The 18736-nt window shown below is 67.5% G+C and carries 15 protein-coding genes and 2 tRNA genes; all 17 read left to right on the top strand.

All coding sequences use genetic code 11. The features are described 5' to 3' along the window. Positions 1-61: 61 nt before the first annotated feature. Complete coding sequence (locus JHB91_RS04380; RefSeq protein WP_199375632.1) at positions 62-1486, top strand: redoxin family protein; 1425 nt, start codon at positions 62-64, stop codon at positions 1484-1486. Further along, positions 1483-3366, top strand: a complete 1884-nt coding sequence (gene uvrC / locus JHB91_RS04375) for an excinuclease ABC subunit UvrC (RefSeq protein WP_199471738.1) — start codon at positions 1483-1485, stop codon at positions 3364-3366. Before JHB91_RS04380 ends, uvrC begins: the two co-directional genes overlap by 4 nt. After that, positions 3363-4010 (top strand): CDP-diacylglycerol--glycerol-3-phosphate 3-phosphatidyltransferase, encoded by a 648-nt coding sequence (pgsA, locus tag JHB91_RS04370; RefSeq protein ID WP_199375636.1) that lies wholly within the window; start codon positions 3363-3365, stop codon positions 4008-4010. The genes uvrC and pgsA overlap by 4 nt, the downstream gene beginning before the upstream one ends. Next, positions 4001-4076 (top strand) — tRNA-Gly (locus JHB91_RS04365). Before pgsA ends, JHB91_RS04365 begins: the two co-directional genes overlap by 10 nt. 77 nt (positions 4077-4153) lie before the next feature. After that, a tRNA-Cys gene (locus tag JHB91_RS04360) sits at positions 4154-4227 on the top strand. A 494-nt stretch (positions 4228-4721) separates the two neighbouring features. Further along, entirely contained in the window at positions 4722-5513 is a 792-nt protein-coding gene (locus JHB91_RS04355) for a CpsB/CapC family capsule biosynthesis tyrosine phosphatase (RefSeq protein ID WP_199471736.1), read from the top strand. A 33-nt stretch (positions 5514-5546) separates the two neighbouring features. Then, positions 5547-6251 (top strand): polysaccharide biosynthesis/export family protein, encoded by a 705-nt coding sequence (locus JHB91_RS04350; protein ID WP_199375640.1) that lies wholly within the window; start codon positions 5547-5549, stop codon positions 6249-6251. A 30-nt stretch (positions 6252-6281) separates the two neighbouring features. After that, positions 6282-8585, top strand: coding sequence for a polysaccharide biosynthesis tyrosine autokinase (locus JHB91_RS04345; protein ID WP_199471733.1), 2304 nt, complete (start codon positions 6282-6284; stop codon positions 8583-8585). Between the two features lie 12 nt (positions 8586-8597). Then, positions 8598-9941, top strand: a complete 1344-nt coding sequence (locus tag JHB91_RS04340) for a DnaJ domain-containing protein (protein WP_199471730.1) — start codon at positions 8598-8600, stop codon at positions 9939-9941. Continuing rightward, positions 9938-11104 carry a hypothetical protein gene (locus tag JHB91_RS04335; RefSeq protein WP_199471727.1) on the top strand — a complete coding sequence of 389 codons (1167 nt, stop codon included), beginning with the start codon at positions 9938-9940 and terminating at the stop codon, positions 11102-11104. Before JHB91_RS04340 ends, JHB91_RS04335 begins: the two co-directional genes overlap by 4 nt. A 116-nt stretch (positions 11105-11220) precedes the next feature. Beyond that, positions 11221-11640, top strand: a complete 420-nt coding sequence (locus tag JHB91_RS04330; protein WP_199471724.1) for a hypothetical protein — start codon at positions 11221-11223, stop codon at positions 11638-11640. A gap of 148 nt (positions 11641-11788) precedes the next feature. After that, complete coding sequence (locus JHB91_RS04325) at positions 11789-12217, top strand: hypothetical protein (RefSeq protein ID WP_199471722.1); 429 nt, start codon at positions 11789-11791, stop codon at positions 12215-12217. 132 nt (positions 12218-12349) lie between these two features. After that, entirely contained in the window at positions 12350-13690 is a 1341-nt protein-coding gene (locus JHB91_RS04320; protein WP_199471720.1) for an O-antigen ligase family protein, read from the top strand. 28 nt (positions 13691-13718) lie between these two features. Further along, positions 13719-15002 carry a Vi polysaccharide biosynthesis UDP-N-acetylglucosamine C-6 dehydrogenase TviB gene (gene tviB / locus JHB91_RS04315; protein ID WP_199471718.1) on the top strand — a complete coding sequence of 428 codons (1284 nt, stop codon included), beginning with the start codon at positions 13719-13721 and terminating at the stop codon, positions 15000-15002. Positions 15003-15026: 24 nt separating this feature from the next. Then, positions 15027-15479 (top strand): NAD-dependent epimerase/dehydratase family protein, encoded by a 453-nt coding sequence (locus JHB91_RS04310; RefSeq protein WP_233398515.1) that lies wholly within the window; start codon positions 15027-15029, stop codon positions 15477-15479. Then, positions 15469-17436 carry an acyltransferase family protein gene (locus tag JHB91_RS04305; protein WP_199471716.1) on the top strand — a complete coding sequence of 656 codons (1968 nt, stop codon included), beginning with the start codon at positions 15469-15471 and terminating at the stop codon, positions 17434-17436. The genes JHB91_RS04310 and JHB91_RS04305 overlap by 11 nt, the downstream gene beginning before the upstream one ends. Beyond that, positions 17433-18725, top strand: coding sequence for an oligosaccharide flippase family protein (locus tag JHB91_RS04300; RefSeq protein WP_199471714.1), 1293 nt, complete (start codon positions 17433-17435; stop codon positions 18723-18725). The genes JHB91_RS04305 and JHB91_RS04300 overlap by 4 nt, the downstream gene beginning before the upstream one ends. Positions 18726-18736: the final 11 nt, after the last annotated feature.

Genomic DNA, 18736 nt, shown 5'->3' with positions numbered 1-18736 from the left:
TAGCGGATGCGTCAGGCCGGGCGCGGTGCGCCCGATCCTGGAAGACAGGCATAATCGAGCGATGGATGCAGTCCTCGCCCCGGAATTCCCGCCCAGCCTGGAATGGCTCAACACCACCGCGCCGGTGCGCATGGCGCAGCTGCGCGGTCGTGTCTGCGCGCTGGCGTTCGTCAACGCGGGATCGGCGTGGTCGATGCAGCGCATGGTCGATCTCGCGCACCTGCGCGGACGCCATGGCGAACGGCTCAACGTCGTGGCCGTGCACGTGCCGCGCTTCGACCATGAACGCGACCCGCGCCGCGTCGCCAAGCGCCTGAACCGACAGACCTTCGAATTCCCGATCGTCCACGACGCCGACTGGACGCTGTGGCAGCACTACGGCATCGAAGCCTGGCCGACGGTGGTGCTGATCGACGCCGATGGCCGCATCCGCGAGCGCTTCACCGGCGACGGCCAGCTGCGCGAGCTGGACTCGGCGGTCGCGGCGCTGAGCGCCGAGGCCAAGCCGCGCTCGCGCAACGTCGAGCCCATCGAGATGCGCCGCGTCGGCGAGCCGGTGCTGCCGCTGCGCTTCCCGGTGGGGATCGCGCTGTCCGGCAACTACCTCTACGTGGCCGACAGCGGCCACCACCGCGTGCTGGAGTGCGACCACTCCGGCCGCGTGCTGCGCCAGTTCGGCTCCGGCGGCCCGGGCTTCATCGACGGCCCGATGGAGCTGTCCGCGCTCAATCGGCCGCAGGGCCTGTGCATCGAGCGCGACATGCTCTACGTCGCCGATGCCGGCAACCACGCCGTGCGCCGCATCCAGCTGCGCAGCGGCGATATCGACACCGTGCTCGGCGCTGGCCGCCCGGGCACGCCCACCGAAGGCCCGGTCGTGGATCCGCGCATGGTGGCCCTTGACCAGCCGCGCGCGGTGTCGCTGGCCGCGGGCGCCATGTTCATCGCCACCGCCGGCGACAACCGCGTGTGGCGCTACGACCTCGGCACGCCGGGCATCACGCTGCTGGCCGGTTCGGGCGAGCTGGACGTGGTTGATGGCACGGGCGGCACGGCGGCGTTCGCCGAGCCGGTCGCGCTGGCATCGGTGCAACAGGTCGTCTACGTCTGCGATGCCGCCGGCTCGGCGATCCGTTCGCTCAACGCGCGCAGCGGCCAGGTCACCACCCTGGTGGGCCGCGACGCCTGGAACCACGGCGACGCCGATGGCGCGCGCACCGAAGCCGCGCTGCAGCAGCCGCAGGCGATCGCGCTCGATCCCAAATCGCCGGTGCTGTGGATCGCCGACAGCGGCAACGATTGCCTGCGCTCGCTGCGCCTTGGTGGCGGCGAACTCAGCACCTGGCCGCTGCCGCAGCGCCTGCACGCGCCCTGCGGCCTGGCCGTCGCCGACGGCGTGGTCTGGATTGCCGATACCGATGCGCACGCCGTGCTGCGCCTCGACACCCGGGATGGCGCGCTGCGCCACGTCCCCATCGGCGAATGACCGCGGCCGGCAGCGGCAACGTGTTCGACGGCAAGGCCTTCGTCCGTGGCTTGAGCACCGCACCGGGCGTGTACCGAATGCACGCCGCCGACGACAGCGTGCTGTATGTCGGCAAGGCCGGCGCGCTTCGCAAGCGCGTCGCCAGCTACTTCAGCGCCAGCCCCAAGAGCCCACGCACCATGGCCATGCTGGCGCAGGTCGCGCGCATGGAGGTCACGGTCACGCGCACCGAGGCCGAGGCGCTGCTGCTCGAAAACCAGCTGATCAAATCGCTCAAGCCGCGCTACAACGTGCTGCTGCGCGACGACAAGAGCTATCCCTACATCCTGCTCACGCGCGAGGAATCGCCGCGCATCACCATGCACCGCGGCCCGCAGGCCGTGCCCGGCAATTACTACGGCCCATACCCCAGCGTGATGGCCGTGCGCGAGACGCTCAACCTGCTGCACAAGCTGTTCAAGCTGCGCAGCTGCGAGGACAGCGTGTTCCGCAACCGCACGCGGCCCTGCCTGCAGTACCAGATCGGCCGCTGCAGCGCGCCGTGCGTGGGCTTCGTGGAGCGGGCGGAATACGACGACGCCGTGCGCCGCGTGCGCCTGTTCCTCGAAGGCCGCAGCGACCAGCTGGTCGACGAGCTCGCAGCCGGCATGGAAGCCGCCAGTGCCGCGCTCGCGTTCGAGCGCGCCGCGCGCCTGCGCGACACGCTGGCCAGCCTGCGCAGCATGCAGGCGCGGCAATATGTCGACGGCCGCGCCGCGGATCTCGACGTGCTGGCCATCGCCATGGAAGGCACGCACGCCTGCGTGCTGCTGCTGGCGTTCCGCGACGGCCGCAACTTCGGCACCCGCGCGTTCTTCCCGAAAACCAACGGCGTCGACGAACCGGCCGAAGTGCTGGCGGCGTTCGTGTCGCAGTACTACACCGGCCAGGTGCCGCCGCAGGAAATCGTGCTCGACCGTGTCATCGAGGACATCGACCTGCTGCAGGACGCGTTCTCGCTGCAGGCCGGGCGCAAGGTGGTCATCAAGCCCAGCGTGCGCGGCGAGCGCGCCGGGTATCTCGACATGGCGCGGCGCAACGCGGAGCAGCAGCTGGCCACCATGCTCGGCAGCCAGGCGGCGCAGGCCGCACGCGCGGAATCGCTGCGTGAACTGCTGGGCCTGGCGGCGCCGGCAAGGCGCATCGAATGTTTCGACATCAGCCACACCATGGGCGAGGCCACGGTGGCCTCGTGCGTGGTGTTCGATGGCGAGGGTCCGGTGCGCGGCCAGTACCGGCGTTACAACATCGCCGGCATCGAGCCGGGCGACGACTACGCCGCCATGCACCAGGCGCTGTCGCGGCGTTTCCGCCGCGCCGCCGACAGCGCGGCGGGCGAGGGCGACGGTCCGTTGCTGCCCGACGTGCTGCTGATCGACGGCGGCGCGGGGCAGGTGGCGCAGGCCAATGCGGTGCTCGGCGAACTCGGCATCCAGGGCGTCACCGTGGTCGGCGTGGCCAAGGGCGAAGCGCGCAAGGCCGGGCATGAAACGCTGCTGCTCCCGGACGGCCGCGAGCTGCAGCCCGGCGCCGCATCGTCCGGCCTGCAGCTGGTGCAGCAGGTGCGCGACGAAGCGCACCGCTTCGCCATCACCGGCCATCGCGGACGCCGGCAGAAGGCGCGCAGCACCAGTCGGCTCGAAGACATCCCCGGCATCGGCCCGCGCCGGCGCGCCAGCCTGCTCAAGCATTTCGGCGGGCTGGGTGGGCTGCGCGCGGCCGGCATCGAAGAAATCGCGCGCGTCGAAGGCGTCAACCAGGCGCTCGCGGAACGGATTTACGCCACACTGCACGGCCTGGACGCCCCCGCGTCGGGCGCCAAGGCCACGCGAGACCAATGAAGCTCACCATCCCTACCTGGCTCACCCTGCTGCGCATCATCCTCATTCCGGTGATGGTGCTCATGTTCTACCTGCCCTGGCAGTGGAGCAATTTCCTGACCGCGGCGATCTTCGGTTTCGCCGCCATCACCGACTGGCTGGATGGCTGGATCGCGCGCCGCTACAACCAGTACTCGGCGTTCGGCGCCTTCCTGGATCCGGTGGCCGACAAGCTGATGGTCGCCACCGCGCTGTTCCTGATCGTGCAGGGCCATCCCACGCCGTGGATGGCGTTCTGGGCGGCGGTGATCGTGGGCCGCGAGATCGCGGTGTCGGCGCTGCGCGAGTGGATGGCGGAGCTGGGGCAGAGCGCCACGGTCAAGGTGGCCACCATCGGCAAGATCAAGACGGTGGTGCAGATGGTGGCGCTGCTCGCGCTGCTGTACGCGGTGACGCCCGACAAGAATCCGCCGCGGCCGTCGGCGTGGCTCGGCGAGCCCATTTTCCACATCGGCGACTGGCTGCTGGCGGTGGCCGCGCTGCTCACGCTGTGGTCCGGATTCGAGTACCTGCGCGCGGCGTGGCCGATACTTCGCGCAAGTGAGGGCGCACCTGTTGACAACGTATCCGCGACACGTAAAATGCCTGGCTCAACGCGGGAATAGCTCAGTTGGTAGAGCGCAACCTTGCCAAGGTTGAGGTCGCGAGTTCGAGTCTCGTTTCCCGCTCCAGTTTTGAGACAAGACCCCGGCAACGGGGTCTTGTTGTGTCAGGCGCAGCAATGCGCCGCGTTGAACAGTTTTACGTGGGCCTCATGGCAGAGTGGTCATGCAGCGGACTGCAAATCCGCGTACGCCGGTTCGATTCCGACTGAGGCCTCCAAAGAACGAAAAGGGTCAGGTGCATTTGCCGACGGGCGAATGGACCTGATCCTTTTTTTTTGCTCAATGCGGGTGCCGGGTGCCGGGTACCAAGGGCCTTGAGGACTCATGTCCCCCGGATCCGCCTGCGGCGGATGCCTCCTCCTTGACTTCGCCCTCAAGGCCCTTGGCACCCGGTGCGCCACATTGCGCGTGGCCGAAAGGCACACCCCGCGAGCGGCTGCTTTGCTCTCCGGTACCCGCAGCCGCCAAACAGACCCGAAGTGGCCGTGAGGCCTTCGCGGGGAAGTAAAGGAGGAGGCATCCGCCGCCAGGCGGATCCGGGGGACATGAGCCGCGAAGGCCTCACGGCCACCAAAGAGCACTCGGGGCGGCCACCACACGGCACTCGGGGCTTCGTGCCACACCGGCGGCGCCCAGTGTGAGGAGGGGTAAAGGTTGGGGTGGTAAAGTGCCCGGCTGCGCCCCCTGCGCGCTGCCACACGGATCCGCGGCATGTTCGATCTCCATTGCCACCTGCTCCCCGCGATCGATGACGGGGCGGTTGACCTTGCCATGTCGCTGGAGATGGCGCGCATCGCGGTGGCCGATGGCATCACGGTGACGGCGTGTACGCCGCATATCTACCCCGGCATGTACGAGAACAAGGGCCCGGACATCCGCGCCGCGATCGTGGCGCTGCAGGCCGAGCTGGACCGCGAGGGCATCGCCCTGAAGCTGGTGGAAGGCGCCGACGTGCACCTCGACCAGGGCCTCGCCGCGGGCATCCGCGACGGCCGCATTCCAACGCTCGCCGGCTCGCGCTACCTGCTGTTCGAGCCGCCGCACCACGTGGCGCCGCCGCGGCTGGAAGACACCATGTTCGGACTCATGGCCGCGGGTTATGTGCCCGTGGTCACACATCCCGAGCGGCTCACCTGGGTGGAGCAGCACTACGACACCTTCGTGCGCCTCGCCGGGCGCGGGGTGTTCATGCAGGTCACCGCCGGCGCGCTGACCGGCCGCTTCGGCCGCCGCGCGCAGTACTGGGGCGAGCGGTTCGTGGGCGAAGGTCACTGCCACATCCTCGCCACGGATGCCCACCATCCCACGCGCCGGCCGCCGCTGCTGGCCGAAGGCCGCGAAGCCGCGGCCCGCCTGGTGGGCGCCGAAGAGGCCGGGCACATGGTTGTCACCCGGCCGGCCGCCATGATCCTGAATTCCGCAGGAGATACACTGCCGCCCCTTCCCGCACCACCTGCCAGGGCGCGCAAGCCGTTCTGGTCGCGCCTGCTCCGTTCCGCATGACGGCGACGGCGCTTCTGTCACGAGGCTATATATATGCGTAAGTCCTGGATCGTCCTGTTCGCGGTGTTGCTGGCCCTGGTGCTGGGCGCCTGCGCCTCGCCCAACCGCAGCGCGCACCGCGCCAACATGGGCGTGGTGCTGCCGCCGCCGGATACCACCACCGCGTCCGGCGCCTACGAAGGCGCCACCGACTACCGCGTCGGCGCCCAGGACCTGCTGGACATCAGCGTGTTCGGCGTGGATGAGCTGAAGCACCAGGCGCGCGTCAACTCCAACGGGCTGATCAACGTGCCGCTGGTCGGCAGCGTGATGGCCGGCGGCAAGACCGTGCCCGAGCTCGAGTCCGAGCTCGCCGCCAAGTACGCCCAGGGCTACCTGCAGAACCCGCAGGTCAGCATCTTCGTCAAGGAGTACACCAGCCAGCGTGTCACCCTGGAGGGCGCGGTCAAGAAGCCGGGCATCTATCCGCTGACCGGCAAGACCACGCTTCTGCAGGCAGTGGCGATGGCCGAGGGGCTGGACGAGTTCGCGGACCTCGAAGGCGTGGTGCTGTTCCGCCAGGTCGAGGGCAAGCGCATGGCCGCCGCGTTTGATCTGGCCGCGGTGCGCCGCGGCGACATGCCGGATGCGCAGGTGTACGGCGACGACATCATCGTGATCGAGCGTTCCGGCAGCAAGTCGGCGTTCCGCGAATTCCTGCGCACGGTGCCTGCGCTGGGCCTGTTCTTCGCGCTCTGAGCGCCACTACGGTTACGGACAACAACACGCATGCAAGACGACAAGCTGCCGGGCCATCCGGCGGACGATTCCAGGAGCAACCTTCCGGTGCGCCGCGAAGGCGCGCAGCTGCCCGCCACCACTGACGGGCGCACGCTGGCGCTGGACCTCTTCGACGACAAGCGCGGCGACGACGACGAGATCGACCTGCTCGCCTACTGGCGCATCCTGGTCAAGCGCCGCTGGCTGGTGCTCGGCGTGCTTGGCGCGGTGGTGGCGCTGGCGCTGATCGCCACGCTGATGATGCCGCCGGTGTACCGCGCCTCGGCCACGCTGCAGATCGACCGAGAGTCGGTGCAGGTCATGAACATCGAAGGCGTGGGCAACGCCGAAGGCTCCGCGCCCGACTTCCTGCAGACCCAGTACGAACTGCTCAAGAGCCGCAGCCTGGCCGAGCGCGTCGCCAACGAGCTGCAGATCGATGCCGCCACCGTCGACCACCTCGGTTCCACCACCTGGTGGAAGCGTGCCACCGGTGCGCTGCGCCCGGAATCGAAGGCCGATGCCGCCGCCGATGCCGAGGCGCTGCCCGAGCCCATCGACGAAAACACCGGGTCCGACGAGCTGGCCAATCTCGGCCAGGCCGTCGGCATCGTCCGTGGCGGCCTGACGGTCGAGCCGGTGCGCAACTCGCGCCTGGTGCGCGTGCACTACGACTCCACGCTGCCCGCGTTCTCCGCGCGCGTGGTCAACGCGGTGGCCGACGGTTTCATCGCGTCGGCGATCGAGCGCAAGTTCGACGCGTCGTCATACGCCAGCAAGTACCTGGAAGAGCAGCTCGCGCTCGCCAAGGGCCGGTTGGAAGAATCCGAGCGCGCGCTGGTGGCGTTCGCCACCAAGGAAAACATCGTCGCCAGCGGCGAGGGCAGCCAGTCGCTGGAAAGCCAGAACCTCGGCGCGCTCAACGCGGCGTTGGCCAGCGCCCAGGACGATCGCATCCGCGCCCAGGCCGCGTGGAGCCAGGTCAGCGGCGGCGGCGCGCTGCCGGCCGCGGCCATCGGCACCTCCATCCTCAACACCCTGCAGCAGCAGCGCGCCACGCTCAACGCGCAGTACCAGCAGCAGCTGCAGACCTACAAGCCGGAATACCCGAGCATGCAGGCGCTGAAGGGCCAGATCGACGAAGTCGACCGCCAGATCGGGCAGGAGCGCGCGTCCGTGCGTGGCTCCATCAAGGCCGAGTACGACGCCGCCCAGGCGCGCGAGACCATGCTGGTCGCGCAGCTCAACAGCCTGCGCACCAAGACCCTGGACGTCGACAGCCGCTCCATCGACTACAACATCCTGCGCCGCGAGGTGGATACCAACCGCCAGCTGTATGACGGCCTGCTGCAGCGCTACAAGGAGATCGGTGTCGCCGGCGGCGCGGGCGTGGGCGCCAACAACATCTCCATCGTCGACCGCGCCATCGTGCCGACCGGCCGCTTCAAGCCCAGCCTGTCGAAGAATCTCGCCATCGGGCTTCTGCTCGGCCTGATGCTGGGCGTGCTGCTGGCGTTCGTGCTCGAGTTCCTCGACGACACGCTGAAGAGCCCGGAAGACATCGAGCAACACCTGCGCCTCGCCGTGCTCGGCATCATCCCCAACCTGCGCAAGCAGAGCGTGGCCGCCGCCATGGGCGACCCGCGCTCGGCGTTCTCCGAAGCCTACCGCTCGGTGCGCACCGCACTGCAGTTCTCCACCGACCGCGGCGTGCCCAAGGTGCTGCTGGTCACCAGCCCCAGCGCGTCGGAAGGCAAGTCCACCACCGCGCACACGCTGGCGCGCAACTTCACCCAGCTCGGCAAGCGCGTGCTGCTGATCGAAGCCGACCTGCGCAACCCGTCGCTGCACAAGGTGCTCGGCGTGCGTTCGGAAACCGGGCTGTCCAGCCTGCTCGCCGGCGCCGCCAGCGCCAGCGAAGTCGTGATGGATACCGACGACGAGCGCCTGAAGGTGATCCTCGCCGGCCCGCTGCCGCCCAACCCGGCGGAGCTGCTGTCCGGCAGCCGCCTGCTGTCGATGCTGACCGTCGCCGCGGAAACCTACGACCAGGTGATCATCGACGGCCCGCCGGTGCTCGGCATTGCCGACGCACCGATCCTGTCCAACGTGGTGTCGGGCACGCTGTTGGTGGTGCAGGCCGGCGAGACGCGCATCAAGACCGCGCAGGCGGCGCTCAAGCGCCTGGCCGCGGCGCGCGCGCGCGTCATCGGCGGCCTGCTCACGCATTACGACGCCAAGGTCGCCGGCTACGGCTACGACTACGCCTCGTACTACTCCTACGGCACCACGCCGAAGCTCGCCGGCAAGTAACGGGGCGCGGGGATGACCACGGGGAGCGACGACGCGCTGGATGTGGCGCTCGGGCTGCTGCGTGCCCCCGCGCTTCGCAGCACGCTGCGCGCGCGGGCGCTGCCGGACGGCATGGGCGAGCTGCTGGCCATCGCTTCCGGCTCGCCGGAGCGCGCACGCGCCGCCGCCGACCGCACCGGGCATGCGCAGGGCGAACTGCTCGAAGCCACGCGCTTCTACGTGCAGCAGGTGTTGCTGGCCGAGGATGCCGACGCCTATCGCGTGCTCGGCGTGCAGCGCGATGCGGCGCACACCGAGATCCGCGACCACCACCGCCACCTGCTGCGCTGGCTGCACCCCGACCGCAGCGAAGGCGCGCACTGGGATTCCGCGTTCGCCACCCGCGTCAACCAGGCCTGGAACCAGCTCCGCCTGCAGTCCGCGCGCAGCGACTACGACGCCAGCCTCGGTGCACCGGATGGCCCCGGCGCAACAGCTGCGGCGGTGCGTCCACGGCGGGACGCTGCGATGGTCGAGCGCCCGCGCAACCAGATCGCCGGCCCGCTCACCGTGCTGCTGTTGACGCTGCTGTGTGTCGTGCTGGCCTGGTTTGCGGTGCACCGCGAAGACAACTTCGAAGACCCGTTCGGCACCGCACCGGCCGCGCCACGTCGCGCCGCGCCGGACATCGCAACGCAGATGATCACGTCGCTCCCGCACCGGCTCGATGAGGTCGAAGTGATAGCGGCGGAGCAGCGACCCGCGGCGGCACCCGCGACCACCGCGGCGCCCGCATCGGCGGCGACATCCATGGCGGTGCCCGCGCACATGCCACCGTCCGAGCCGGCTGCGCCCGCTGCAGCCACGGCGATGGCCGCCACCACGTACGCGCCGACGCCCGAGGCTTCAAGCAGGCATCCGGCCACACGCGAACGCCAGGCCGCCTCGGTCGACGCCAGCCGCGAGAAGCCGACACCCACGGAAGCACGCGCGCTCGCGGCGATGGATGTGACTCAAGCGGCGTCGCAGGAAGATCCCCTGCGCCTGTTCTCCGAAGCCGAAGACGCGGTGCGCGGTATCCGCATCTACCTGGCCGGGCAGGGTGATGCGCATCCCGCGTGGCTCGACATGAACACCGGTCTTGAAGGTGCCGGCATCCGCGCGCAGCTGCGCGCTCGCCACGCCGGCGGCGCACGGCTGCGGATGGCCGTCGACGCGCCCGGCTGGACCCTCGATACCCACGTCGCCACCATGCTCGGCGCCTACCGCGTCAGCGATCGCCGCGGCACCGTCGAAACCGGCCTGCTGCGCGTCGAGCTAGCGCGCCACGATGATGTCTGGCGCGTGGCCCGCCTGCACCTGGAGCCCGCGCGATGAGCGCCGCGCGCTGGCTGCTGTTCGCCGCATTGCTGGCGGCGCTCGCGTTCACCGGCGTGCGCCTGGTCGCGAGCCGCGGCGACACGGCGGCGATCACGGCCGACCTCGCCGAAGCCCGGGCGCAACTGCGCGCCGGTGACAACCAGTCCGCCGCCGCCATCGCCCGCAGCGTGTTGGCGCGCGAACCGGCGCAGGGCCGCGCCTTCGGCATCCTTGCCGCCGCGCTGGCGGGCGAGGGCAGCGCCCACGACGTGCGCCAGCGCTACCAGTCCGCCGTGCGCCGCGCGCCACGCGACCTGCACGTGCGCGGCTGGCTCGCCACCCGCGCGCTCGAGGCGGGCGAATACGCCAGCGCCATCGATCACCTGGACGCCATGCTCAGCGTCGCCAGCAGCAGCCACCGCGAGCTGATGCCGATGCTGGCCCAGCTGTCGCAGGATCCGGCCTTTGCCGAAGCGCTGGCCACGCATCTTGCACACCATCCGCGCTGGCGCCCGGCCATCCTGCGCGCTGCCGCCAGTTCCGGCCTGCCGGATGCCGCCGACAACCTGCACGGCGCCCTGCGCGCGCACGGCCGACTCGCGCCGGACGAGGTGGCACGCTGGATCGACGGCATGCTCAAGGACGGCCGCTGGGGCAGCGCCTACGCACGCTGGGTGAGTGGCCTCGACGTGGTGCCGGAGCGCCTGCCGGTGCCGTGGAACGGCGACTTCGCACGCACGCCCACGTCCAGCGGCTTCGACTGGCGCCTGCTCCGCACCAACGGCGTGGTCTTCGACCGCATCGCGTTGCCCGGCGGCGCGCACGCCGCGCGCTTCGCGTTCCTGGGCCGGCCGGTGGCCAATGTCGGGCTGGAACATCCGCTGCTGCTGGCCCCGGGGCGTCACCTGTTGACCCTTCGCGCCCGCACCCGCGGCCTGCATTCTGACCAGGGCCTGGAATGGACCCTCACCTGCGGCGACGGCCGCACCCGCATCGCGCAGGGCGCGCGCGTGCGCGAGGCACGCGACTGGACCACGCTGGAACTTCCGCTGGAAGTGCCGGCCAGCGACGGCTGCGAAGGCCAGTGGCTGCGCCTGGTCAACCCGGCGCCACGTGGCGTGGCCCAGGTGCTGCGCGGCGAACTGCATGTGACCGACGTCACCATCACGCGCGTCGACTGACGTCATCCATCGGGCGCAGCCCCCAACGCCAAGGCCCGGCTCGGCTGGACCGACTGGCACGATTCCTGCATGATGTCGCGTTGTTGCACAGCGCCAACCCACGGACGGACTACCACATGTCACGCATCGCCCTTCATATCGCCAGCCTCTTCTTAGCCAGTGCGTGCGCCGCCAGCGCGCATGCACAGAGCGCGGCACCCGCCATCGCGTTGAACGTCGACAGCGGCAGCGTGCTGGTCAGCACCGGCGGTGAGTTCGCCCAGGCCACAAGCGGGCAGGCCATCGCTCCCGGCCATCGCGTGCTGGTGCCGGAAGGCGGCAGCGCGTCGCTGCAGTACGGCAACGGCTGCGGCAAGTCGCTGTCCACAGCCGGCGTCTACACGGTCACCCCGGACTGCAACCTCGCCAGCACTTCACGCAGCGGCGTCAGCACCGGCACGGTGCTCGGCATCGTCGGTGGCGTTGCGGTGATCGCCGCGGTTGCCGGCGGCGGTGGCGGCGACGACGACAACAACAACGCGCCGATCAGCCGCTGAGCTGTCACGCAGCCGTCATCCCGCTGAACCATCCTGTTGAAAATGCAGGGAATTCAACGCTATTTGCGGTTGCGCGCGTCCGCTTGATTGCACTACCCTGTGTTGCGGCGCGTCATGCCGCTCCCCTCGCAATATCTGGAAGGATTCCATGAAGACCTCGCTGCTGCTTACCGTTGCACTCGCCACCGTTTTCTCCGCGCCTGTCCTGGCGCAGGGTGCCGGTGCCACGCTCCGCATCGACAGCGGCAGCGCCATGGTGAGCACGGGCGGTGAGTTCGCCACGGCGGCGTCCGGTACCCAGGTGCGCAGCGGCTCGCGCGTCATGCTTGCCGAAGGCAGCAGCGCCACCCTCGTGTATCCCAACGGCTGCACCCAGCCGATGCGCAGCGCTGGCGTGTACGGCGTGCCGGCGACCTGCGTTGCGGCCGGTGGCGCGGGCGGCTCCAACGCCGCTGCCACTGCCGGCGTGGACCTGGGCGGCGCCGCCATCATCTCCGGGGTAGCCGTGCTGGGCGCGGCCGGCCTGGCCAGCATGGATGACGTCGACTACGTCGCACCGCCGCCGGTCAGCCGCTGACCAACGCCCCTGACGGGGCCGGCAGACATCCGACGGGACGGGCTTGCCCCGTCCCGTTTTTATTGGGGAATCGATCAACGCATGGACGGCGCATCAGCCACCGCAGGTTTACGCGGGCGTGACACGGCGGCATTGGCTGCCGTCGTCGCGCTGCTGGTGTTGTCGCTGGTCGCCGGCGGCAGTTCGCAGGAATCCGGCGGCGGTGTATTCGCCGCGCGCCTGCTGGCGCTGCCGCTGATCGCCTGGGGTGCCTACGTGTTGCTCTACAGCCGCGCGGACAGCGCCGTACCCGCCACGGGCCCCGTGCCGTGGGCGTGGCTCGCCTTCATCGCCGCGGTGCTGGCCATCCCGCTGCTGCAGCTGTGGCTGCCCGGCGCCATGGCGGGCGGCGAGGGCAGGGCAGAGCTGGCCCAGGACCTGCAGCGCTTCGGTGCGGAAGCGCCCACGCAGTGGACGCTCGCGCCCGCCGCCACACGCGATGCCGGCTTCGCCCTGTTGCCCGCACTCGCGGTGTTCGCACTCACCCTGGCGCTGCCCACGCAGGCGCAGCGCAGGCTGGCGGTGGTGGTGGTGCTGATGGCCGTGGCCAGCCTGCTGCTCGGCATCGCCCAGCTCGGCGCCCCGCAGGAAAGCGCGCTCAACCCCTACCCGCAGTGGCAGCCGGCCATGAACGGCTTCTTTGCCAACCCCAACCACCAGGCCACGCTGCTGGTGGTCGCCGCCACGCTGGCCTGTGCGCGGCTGGCCACGGCCGTGGGCCGCTGGCCCAGCGGGCGCCCACACCGCGCGGCGACCATGGCGGTTTCAGCACTTGTGATGCTGCTGGCCGCCGTGGCCCTGCCGCTCACCGGCTCGCGCGCCGGCGTGGTGCTTTTCATCCTCGCCTGCGGCGTGGTGGTGGCGGCGCACTGGCCGGCGTGGCGTGGCAGCCGCCGCGGCCGCGTCATGTTGGCCGCAAGCCTGGCGCTGGCGGGGGTCGGCCTGCTCGCGGCGCTGCGCTGGATGCAGGTGGACACCGTGGACGAGCTGCGCGCCCCGCTGCGCGCCGTCACCGGGGACATCGCCGCGCGCTTCGCGCCCGCGGGCTCGGGCCTGGGCAGCTACGTGCCGGTGTTCGAACAGGAAGCCCCGCGCGAGATGCTCATGGGCAACTACATCAACCACGCCCACAACGAGTACGCGCAGTGGTGGCTGGAGGCCGGCGTGCCGGCGCTCATCGCCATGGTGCTGGGCGCCGCGGCGCTCGCGCTGACCGTGCGCGGCCTGTGGCGGCTGCCGGCGGATGCGCGCGGCCTGGGCGTGACCGCGCTGGTGGCGCTGGCGGCCATCCTGGCGCACTCCATCGTCGACTACCCGCTGCGCACGCCGGCCATGCTGGCGGTGGCCGCCGCGCTGGCCGGGATTGCCGCGGCGCAGGCCATGCGCGCAAGCCATGGCCGCGACCCGCATCGACTGCCCGTCAAGACGGGATAATCGCCATCAACTTGTCAGGGGTTACCGCATGAACCAGTTTCCGGCGCCTGGCGCCACGCGCATCGCCGTGGTGGGCCTGGGCTACGTGGGCCTGCCGCTCGCCGTCGAGTTCGGCAAGCAGTACGCCACCGTGGGCTTCGACATCAACGCCGCGCGCGTGGCCGAACTGCGCGCCGGCAAGGACAGCACGCTCGAGGTGGAGCCGGAGCTCCTGGCCAGCGCCACGCAGCTGGGCTTCACCAGCGACCTTGAAGGCATCCGCGACTGCAACGTGTACGTGGTCACCGTGCCCACGCCCATCGACAGCGCCCGCCGCCCGGACCTCACCCCGCTGCGCAAGGCGAGCGAGTCGCTGGGCAAGGTGCTGCAACCTGGCGATACCGTGGTGTACGAGTCCACCGTGTATCCCGGCTGCACCGAAGAAGTGTGCGTGCCGATCCTGGAGCAGGTGAGCGGGCTGACGTTCAACGTCGACTTCTTCTGCGGCTATTCGCCGGAACGCATCAACCCCGGCGACAAGCAGCACCGCGTCACCACCATCATGAAGGTGACCTCCGGCTCCACGCCGGCCGCCGCGGACTTCGTGGACGCGCTGTACGCCAGCATCATCACCGCCGGCACCCACAAGGCCAGCAGCATCAAGGTGGCCGAGGCCGCCAAGGTCATCGAAAACACCCAGCGCGACCTCAACATCGCCCTGGTCAACGACCTGGCCATCCTGTTCAACAAGCTCGGCATCGACACGCTGGAAGTGCTGGAAGCCGCCGGCACCAAGTGGAACTTCCTGCCGTTCCGCCCGGGCCTGGTGGGTGGGCACTGCATCAGCGTGGATCCGTACTACCTCACGCACAAGGCGCAGGAAGTGGGGCACCACCCGGACGTGATCCTGGCCGGCCGCCGCACCAACGACGGCATGGGCGCGTACGTGGCGGGCGAGGTGATCCGGCTGATGGTGCGCAACGGCATCAACCCGGTGCGTGCACGGATCCTGATCCTGGGGCTGGCGTTCAAGGAGAACTGCCCGGACCTGCGGAACACTCGGGTGGTGGACATCATTGGCGCGCTGCAGGGCTACAACGCGCGCGTCGACGTGTGCGACCCGTGGGTGGATGCGGGCGAGGCGAAGCACGAGTACGGGCTGGTGACGATGGAGCCGGAGCAGCGCGCCTACGACGCGGTGATCGTAGCCGTGGGGCATGACGAGTTCCGGGCCCTGGGGGTCGACGGGATCCGCGCGTACGGTAAGCCGGAATCGGTCCTGTACGACGTCAAGTATGTCCTCCCGCGCGAAGCAGTCGACGGCCGCCTCTGACTAGTCCGCTGTATAGAGCGGCCCATGGCCGCGACCGCCCTACCTCGCGAGACCACTATGAAAACGCTAGTCACCGGCACCGCCGGCTCTATTGGCTCCCACGCCGCCAAGCGGCTTCCGGGGTGCGGCGAAGACGTCATCGGAGTCGACAACATGTCCGACTACTACGACGTCACGCTGAAGGAGGCACGGCTGGCGCCCTTCGCGGCCTCTCACGGTTATGTGCACGTGCATGCTGAGCTAGCCGACCCCAACGCGGTTGAGGAGGTATCCGCCACCCGCAAGCCACAGCGCGTCGTTAAGCTTACTGCGCATGCTGGCGTGCGCTACGCCAACACCAATCGGCACCTGTATGTCAGCAAAAACGTCACGAAATTCCTGCACGTCCTCAAACTCTGTCGCCATCACGATGTGAAACACCTTGTATTCGCCTCCACTAGCTCGGCCGACGAACGCGAGACATTGCATGCGAAGTGATGAAGTGGGATCGGCAGGCCTTACGTACAGGCCGGATATTGATGGCCTGCGCGCGATCGCAGTCCTGAGCGTGGTCTTCTATCATTTCGGCATTGGCGGCCTGAAGGGCGGATTCGTCGGTGTAGACGTGTTCTTCGTCATTTCCGGCTATCTGATCACCGCCATTATTCATTCGGAAATCAAGCGCGGCGAGTTCACGCTTGGGCGTTTCTACGAGCGTCGTGCCCGTCGCATATTCCCCGCGCTTTTTGTCGTCCTTCTCGCCACGATGATTGCCAGTCTCTGGATACTGCTGCCGAGCGACCTCGCTTGGTTGGGAAAGGCAAGTATCGCGACAATCCTGTTCGTCTCCAATGTATTGTATTTGCTGAAGAGCGGATACTTCGATGCGAACTCGGATTTCAATCCTCTATTGCACACGTGGTCGCTGGGCGTGGAGGAGCAGTTCTACCTGGGCCTGCCGTTAATGATGTTGCTGGTTGGGCGGTTCTGGGCGCGTGGCCTTGGCAAGGTGTTTGCGATCTGCGCTTTAGTCTCGTTCATTGCGTGCGTAGTAGTTCAGCCACTGAACTTCAAGGCGACGTTCTTTCTCTCCCCTTTTCGCGCATGGGAGTTGCTGCTCGGGTCGCTGCTGGGCATCGGCGCGATTCCGTCAATTAAGTACGCTGCAGCGCGCAATGGCATTGCGATCGTGGCGCTATGCTCATTGGTGGGGGCGGTTGCGTTGATGGGAGAAGGCATCGACTTTCCTGGGTGGAAGGTGGCCATTCCCGTATTGGCAACGGCGCTGTTGTTGCATGTCGGGGCAAGCGGCGGATCGCGCGTGAGCGCTGCGCTGTCCTGGAAACCACTGGTGTTCATTGGCCTGATTTCTTATTCGCTCTACCTATGGCACTGGCCCTTGCTGGTGTTGGCGAAATACCGTGCCGGCATGGAGCCGCTTTCGTCAGCGGCCTCGCTGGTCTTGCTGGTCGTGACCTTCCTGCTCGCAGTCGCCAGTTATTATCTGGTTGAGCGGCCATTCCGAAAGTCAGGGCGTGGCAGCGCGAATATTACGCAACCAAAGGTCTTCTTAACATCGATTCTGGCCGGAGCCGCATTGGTCGCAATCGGGCTTTCTCTAGTGAGTGAAAACGGGTTTCCCGTGCGCGTTGCTGGAGTCGTGGCGGAGCTGGATCGGGCGCGTTCCGCGGAAATCCCATTCGCGAAGTGCCACAGGGTATTGCCCGGCAAGGACACCGACTGTGGAATCGGCACGTACGGGGGGCAGAAGCGGGCGCTGATCTGGGGAGACAGCCATGCCTTGGCATGGGCGCCAGGTCTGGATGAGGCCCTGAAGGCGCACCAGTGGGCCGGTGCCCTGGCGGTTGAGCATGCCTGTGCGCCATTGATAGGTCTCTCCAATCCTAGGAACCGGAAGTGCAGTGGATTCAACGACGGTGTTGTCGACTGGATCGAGGCAAACAGGCCCGATCGCGTCTATCTGATCGCCCACTGGCCCGCATGGTCCAATTCCGAGGGAGGATATGACCTAGTCGATACCGCCTCTGGTTCGACCGGAAACGAACACATTTTCGCACCGGCGCTGGGACGGACGATCGAGGGTATCCGGCCATATGTAAAAGAGATCGTGGTGGTGGGACCTACGCCCGGTGCGGTTGACGCCCTGCCTTACAAGTTAGCTATGGCACGCTGGAAGCGTTTGGCGGTGCCTGATGAAGCCCCCATCCAATTGTATCGGGACATATCGGAGAATTTCTGGCGCGCTGTCCAGCCGTACGCTGCGGATGTCGTCGCGTTCAACCCCGAATCATGGTTTTGCAATCTGGAGCATTGTCGCTATATCGACGACGGTCGGCTTCTATATCGGGATAGCGATCATTTGAGCGTTGCTGGCGCACTGTTCGCCGCAAGTCAGTTGGAAAAGGCGCGTGTCGTAGCTGGCAATCCGCAATGAAGATTATCGACGCGGCATTTCGCTCAAACGTCTTGTTTAGTTACGGTTCGCAAGCTCTCAAGTTGGCCCTAGGATTTGCGTGGGCAACGCTACTGGTCAAGCAGGCTGGCATCGAATTGTATGGCGCCATCACGCTATTGACTGCGCTCGCAGCGATGACATCTGCACTACTGACTTTCAGGACCAATGAAGCCGTCGTTCAGTTCCATCGGCTGGCCGAGCATCAGGGCGATCATGGTATGGCGAGGCTTGCACTGCTGGCGGGTCTTGCGCTAGATGCCATCGGCGCCTGCGTGATTTTGGTGTCCGCTTATCTGCTCGCGCCCCTCATCTCCAAGCTCCTGTTGAAAGATGCCGCCTTGGCGCCTAGCGTCGAATTGTATTCTTGGGTAATGGTCGCGATCTTCGTTCGGGGAACCGGAATCGGGTTGCTGGCGGCGCGTGATCGATTCAAGGTGATCAATGTGTTTATCGTCATGGAGCAGTTGGGCAAACTCCTCATCCTGATTTGGATGCTGTACATCGGGATTGAGTTGTCCTTGGAGAACATTGTGTGGGTCATCTTGCTGGTGACCGGATTTACCACAGCATGCCTTCTAGGGTTGGTCTCTAGCGAATTGGTGGCATCTGCGGGCCAGGTCTTGCCCCTGTCTGAGCTGCGACGCTACTTCAGGTTCACTGTGAGCACTTTTGTGTCGTCTTCACTAAAGGCTGCTACCCAGAATGTAGACAGCTTGATCGTTGGGGGCGTTGCAGGTCCCGCTTCGGCTGGCTTTTATGGACTGATCAAGCAATTCCTCAGTCCCTTGTTAATTCTTGTGGGTCCGTTCACGGAGCAAATTCATCCACGGTTTGTCAGCGCAGTTGCGGACAAGCGGTTTGTCGACATCCTGCAAACAATTACTGACGTTGGCACTAAGATTTGGAAATGGTCGGCTGTCTTGTCCCTGTGTATTTCCGTGGCTATCTCCATCTATTGGGTTACGGTGGGGCTTCCGATGACAGCGACCAATGTCCTCGCATTCGTGTTCTTGCTGGCGAGCACACTGCTCTTGCAGCAATTGTGGTGGACGCGCGGCCTGGCACTTTCCATCAACCCTGGTATTTCAATCCGGGCCAATGTCTATTACGGCCTCGTGATGCTATCGGCCGTGACGACGCTGGCCATGCTCTTCGGACTCGCTGGAGGCGCGTGCGGCGTGCTGGTCACTTCGGTCGTGATTGTTCTCTATTGGCGCGGAATACTGAGAAAATGGTTGCCGAGCACGGGTAGCCGGGTCGCAAGTTGAATAATTGAGAG

It is taken from the genome of Luteimonas sp. MC1828, from assembly GCF_016461615.1.
Taxonomy (GTDB): Bacteria; Pseudomonadota; Gammaproteobacteria; order Xanthomonadales; family Xanthomonadaceae; genus Luteimonas.
This window is presented reverse-complemented; position numbering and strand designations above follow the sequence as displayed.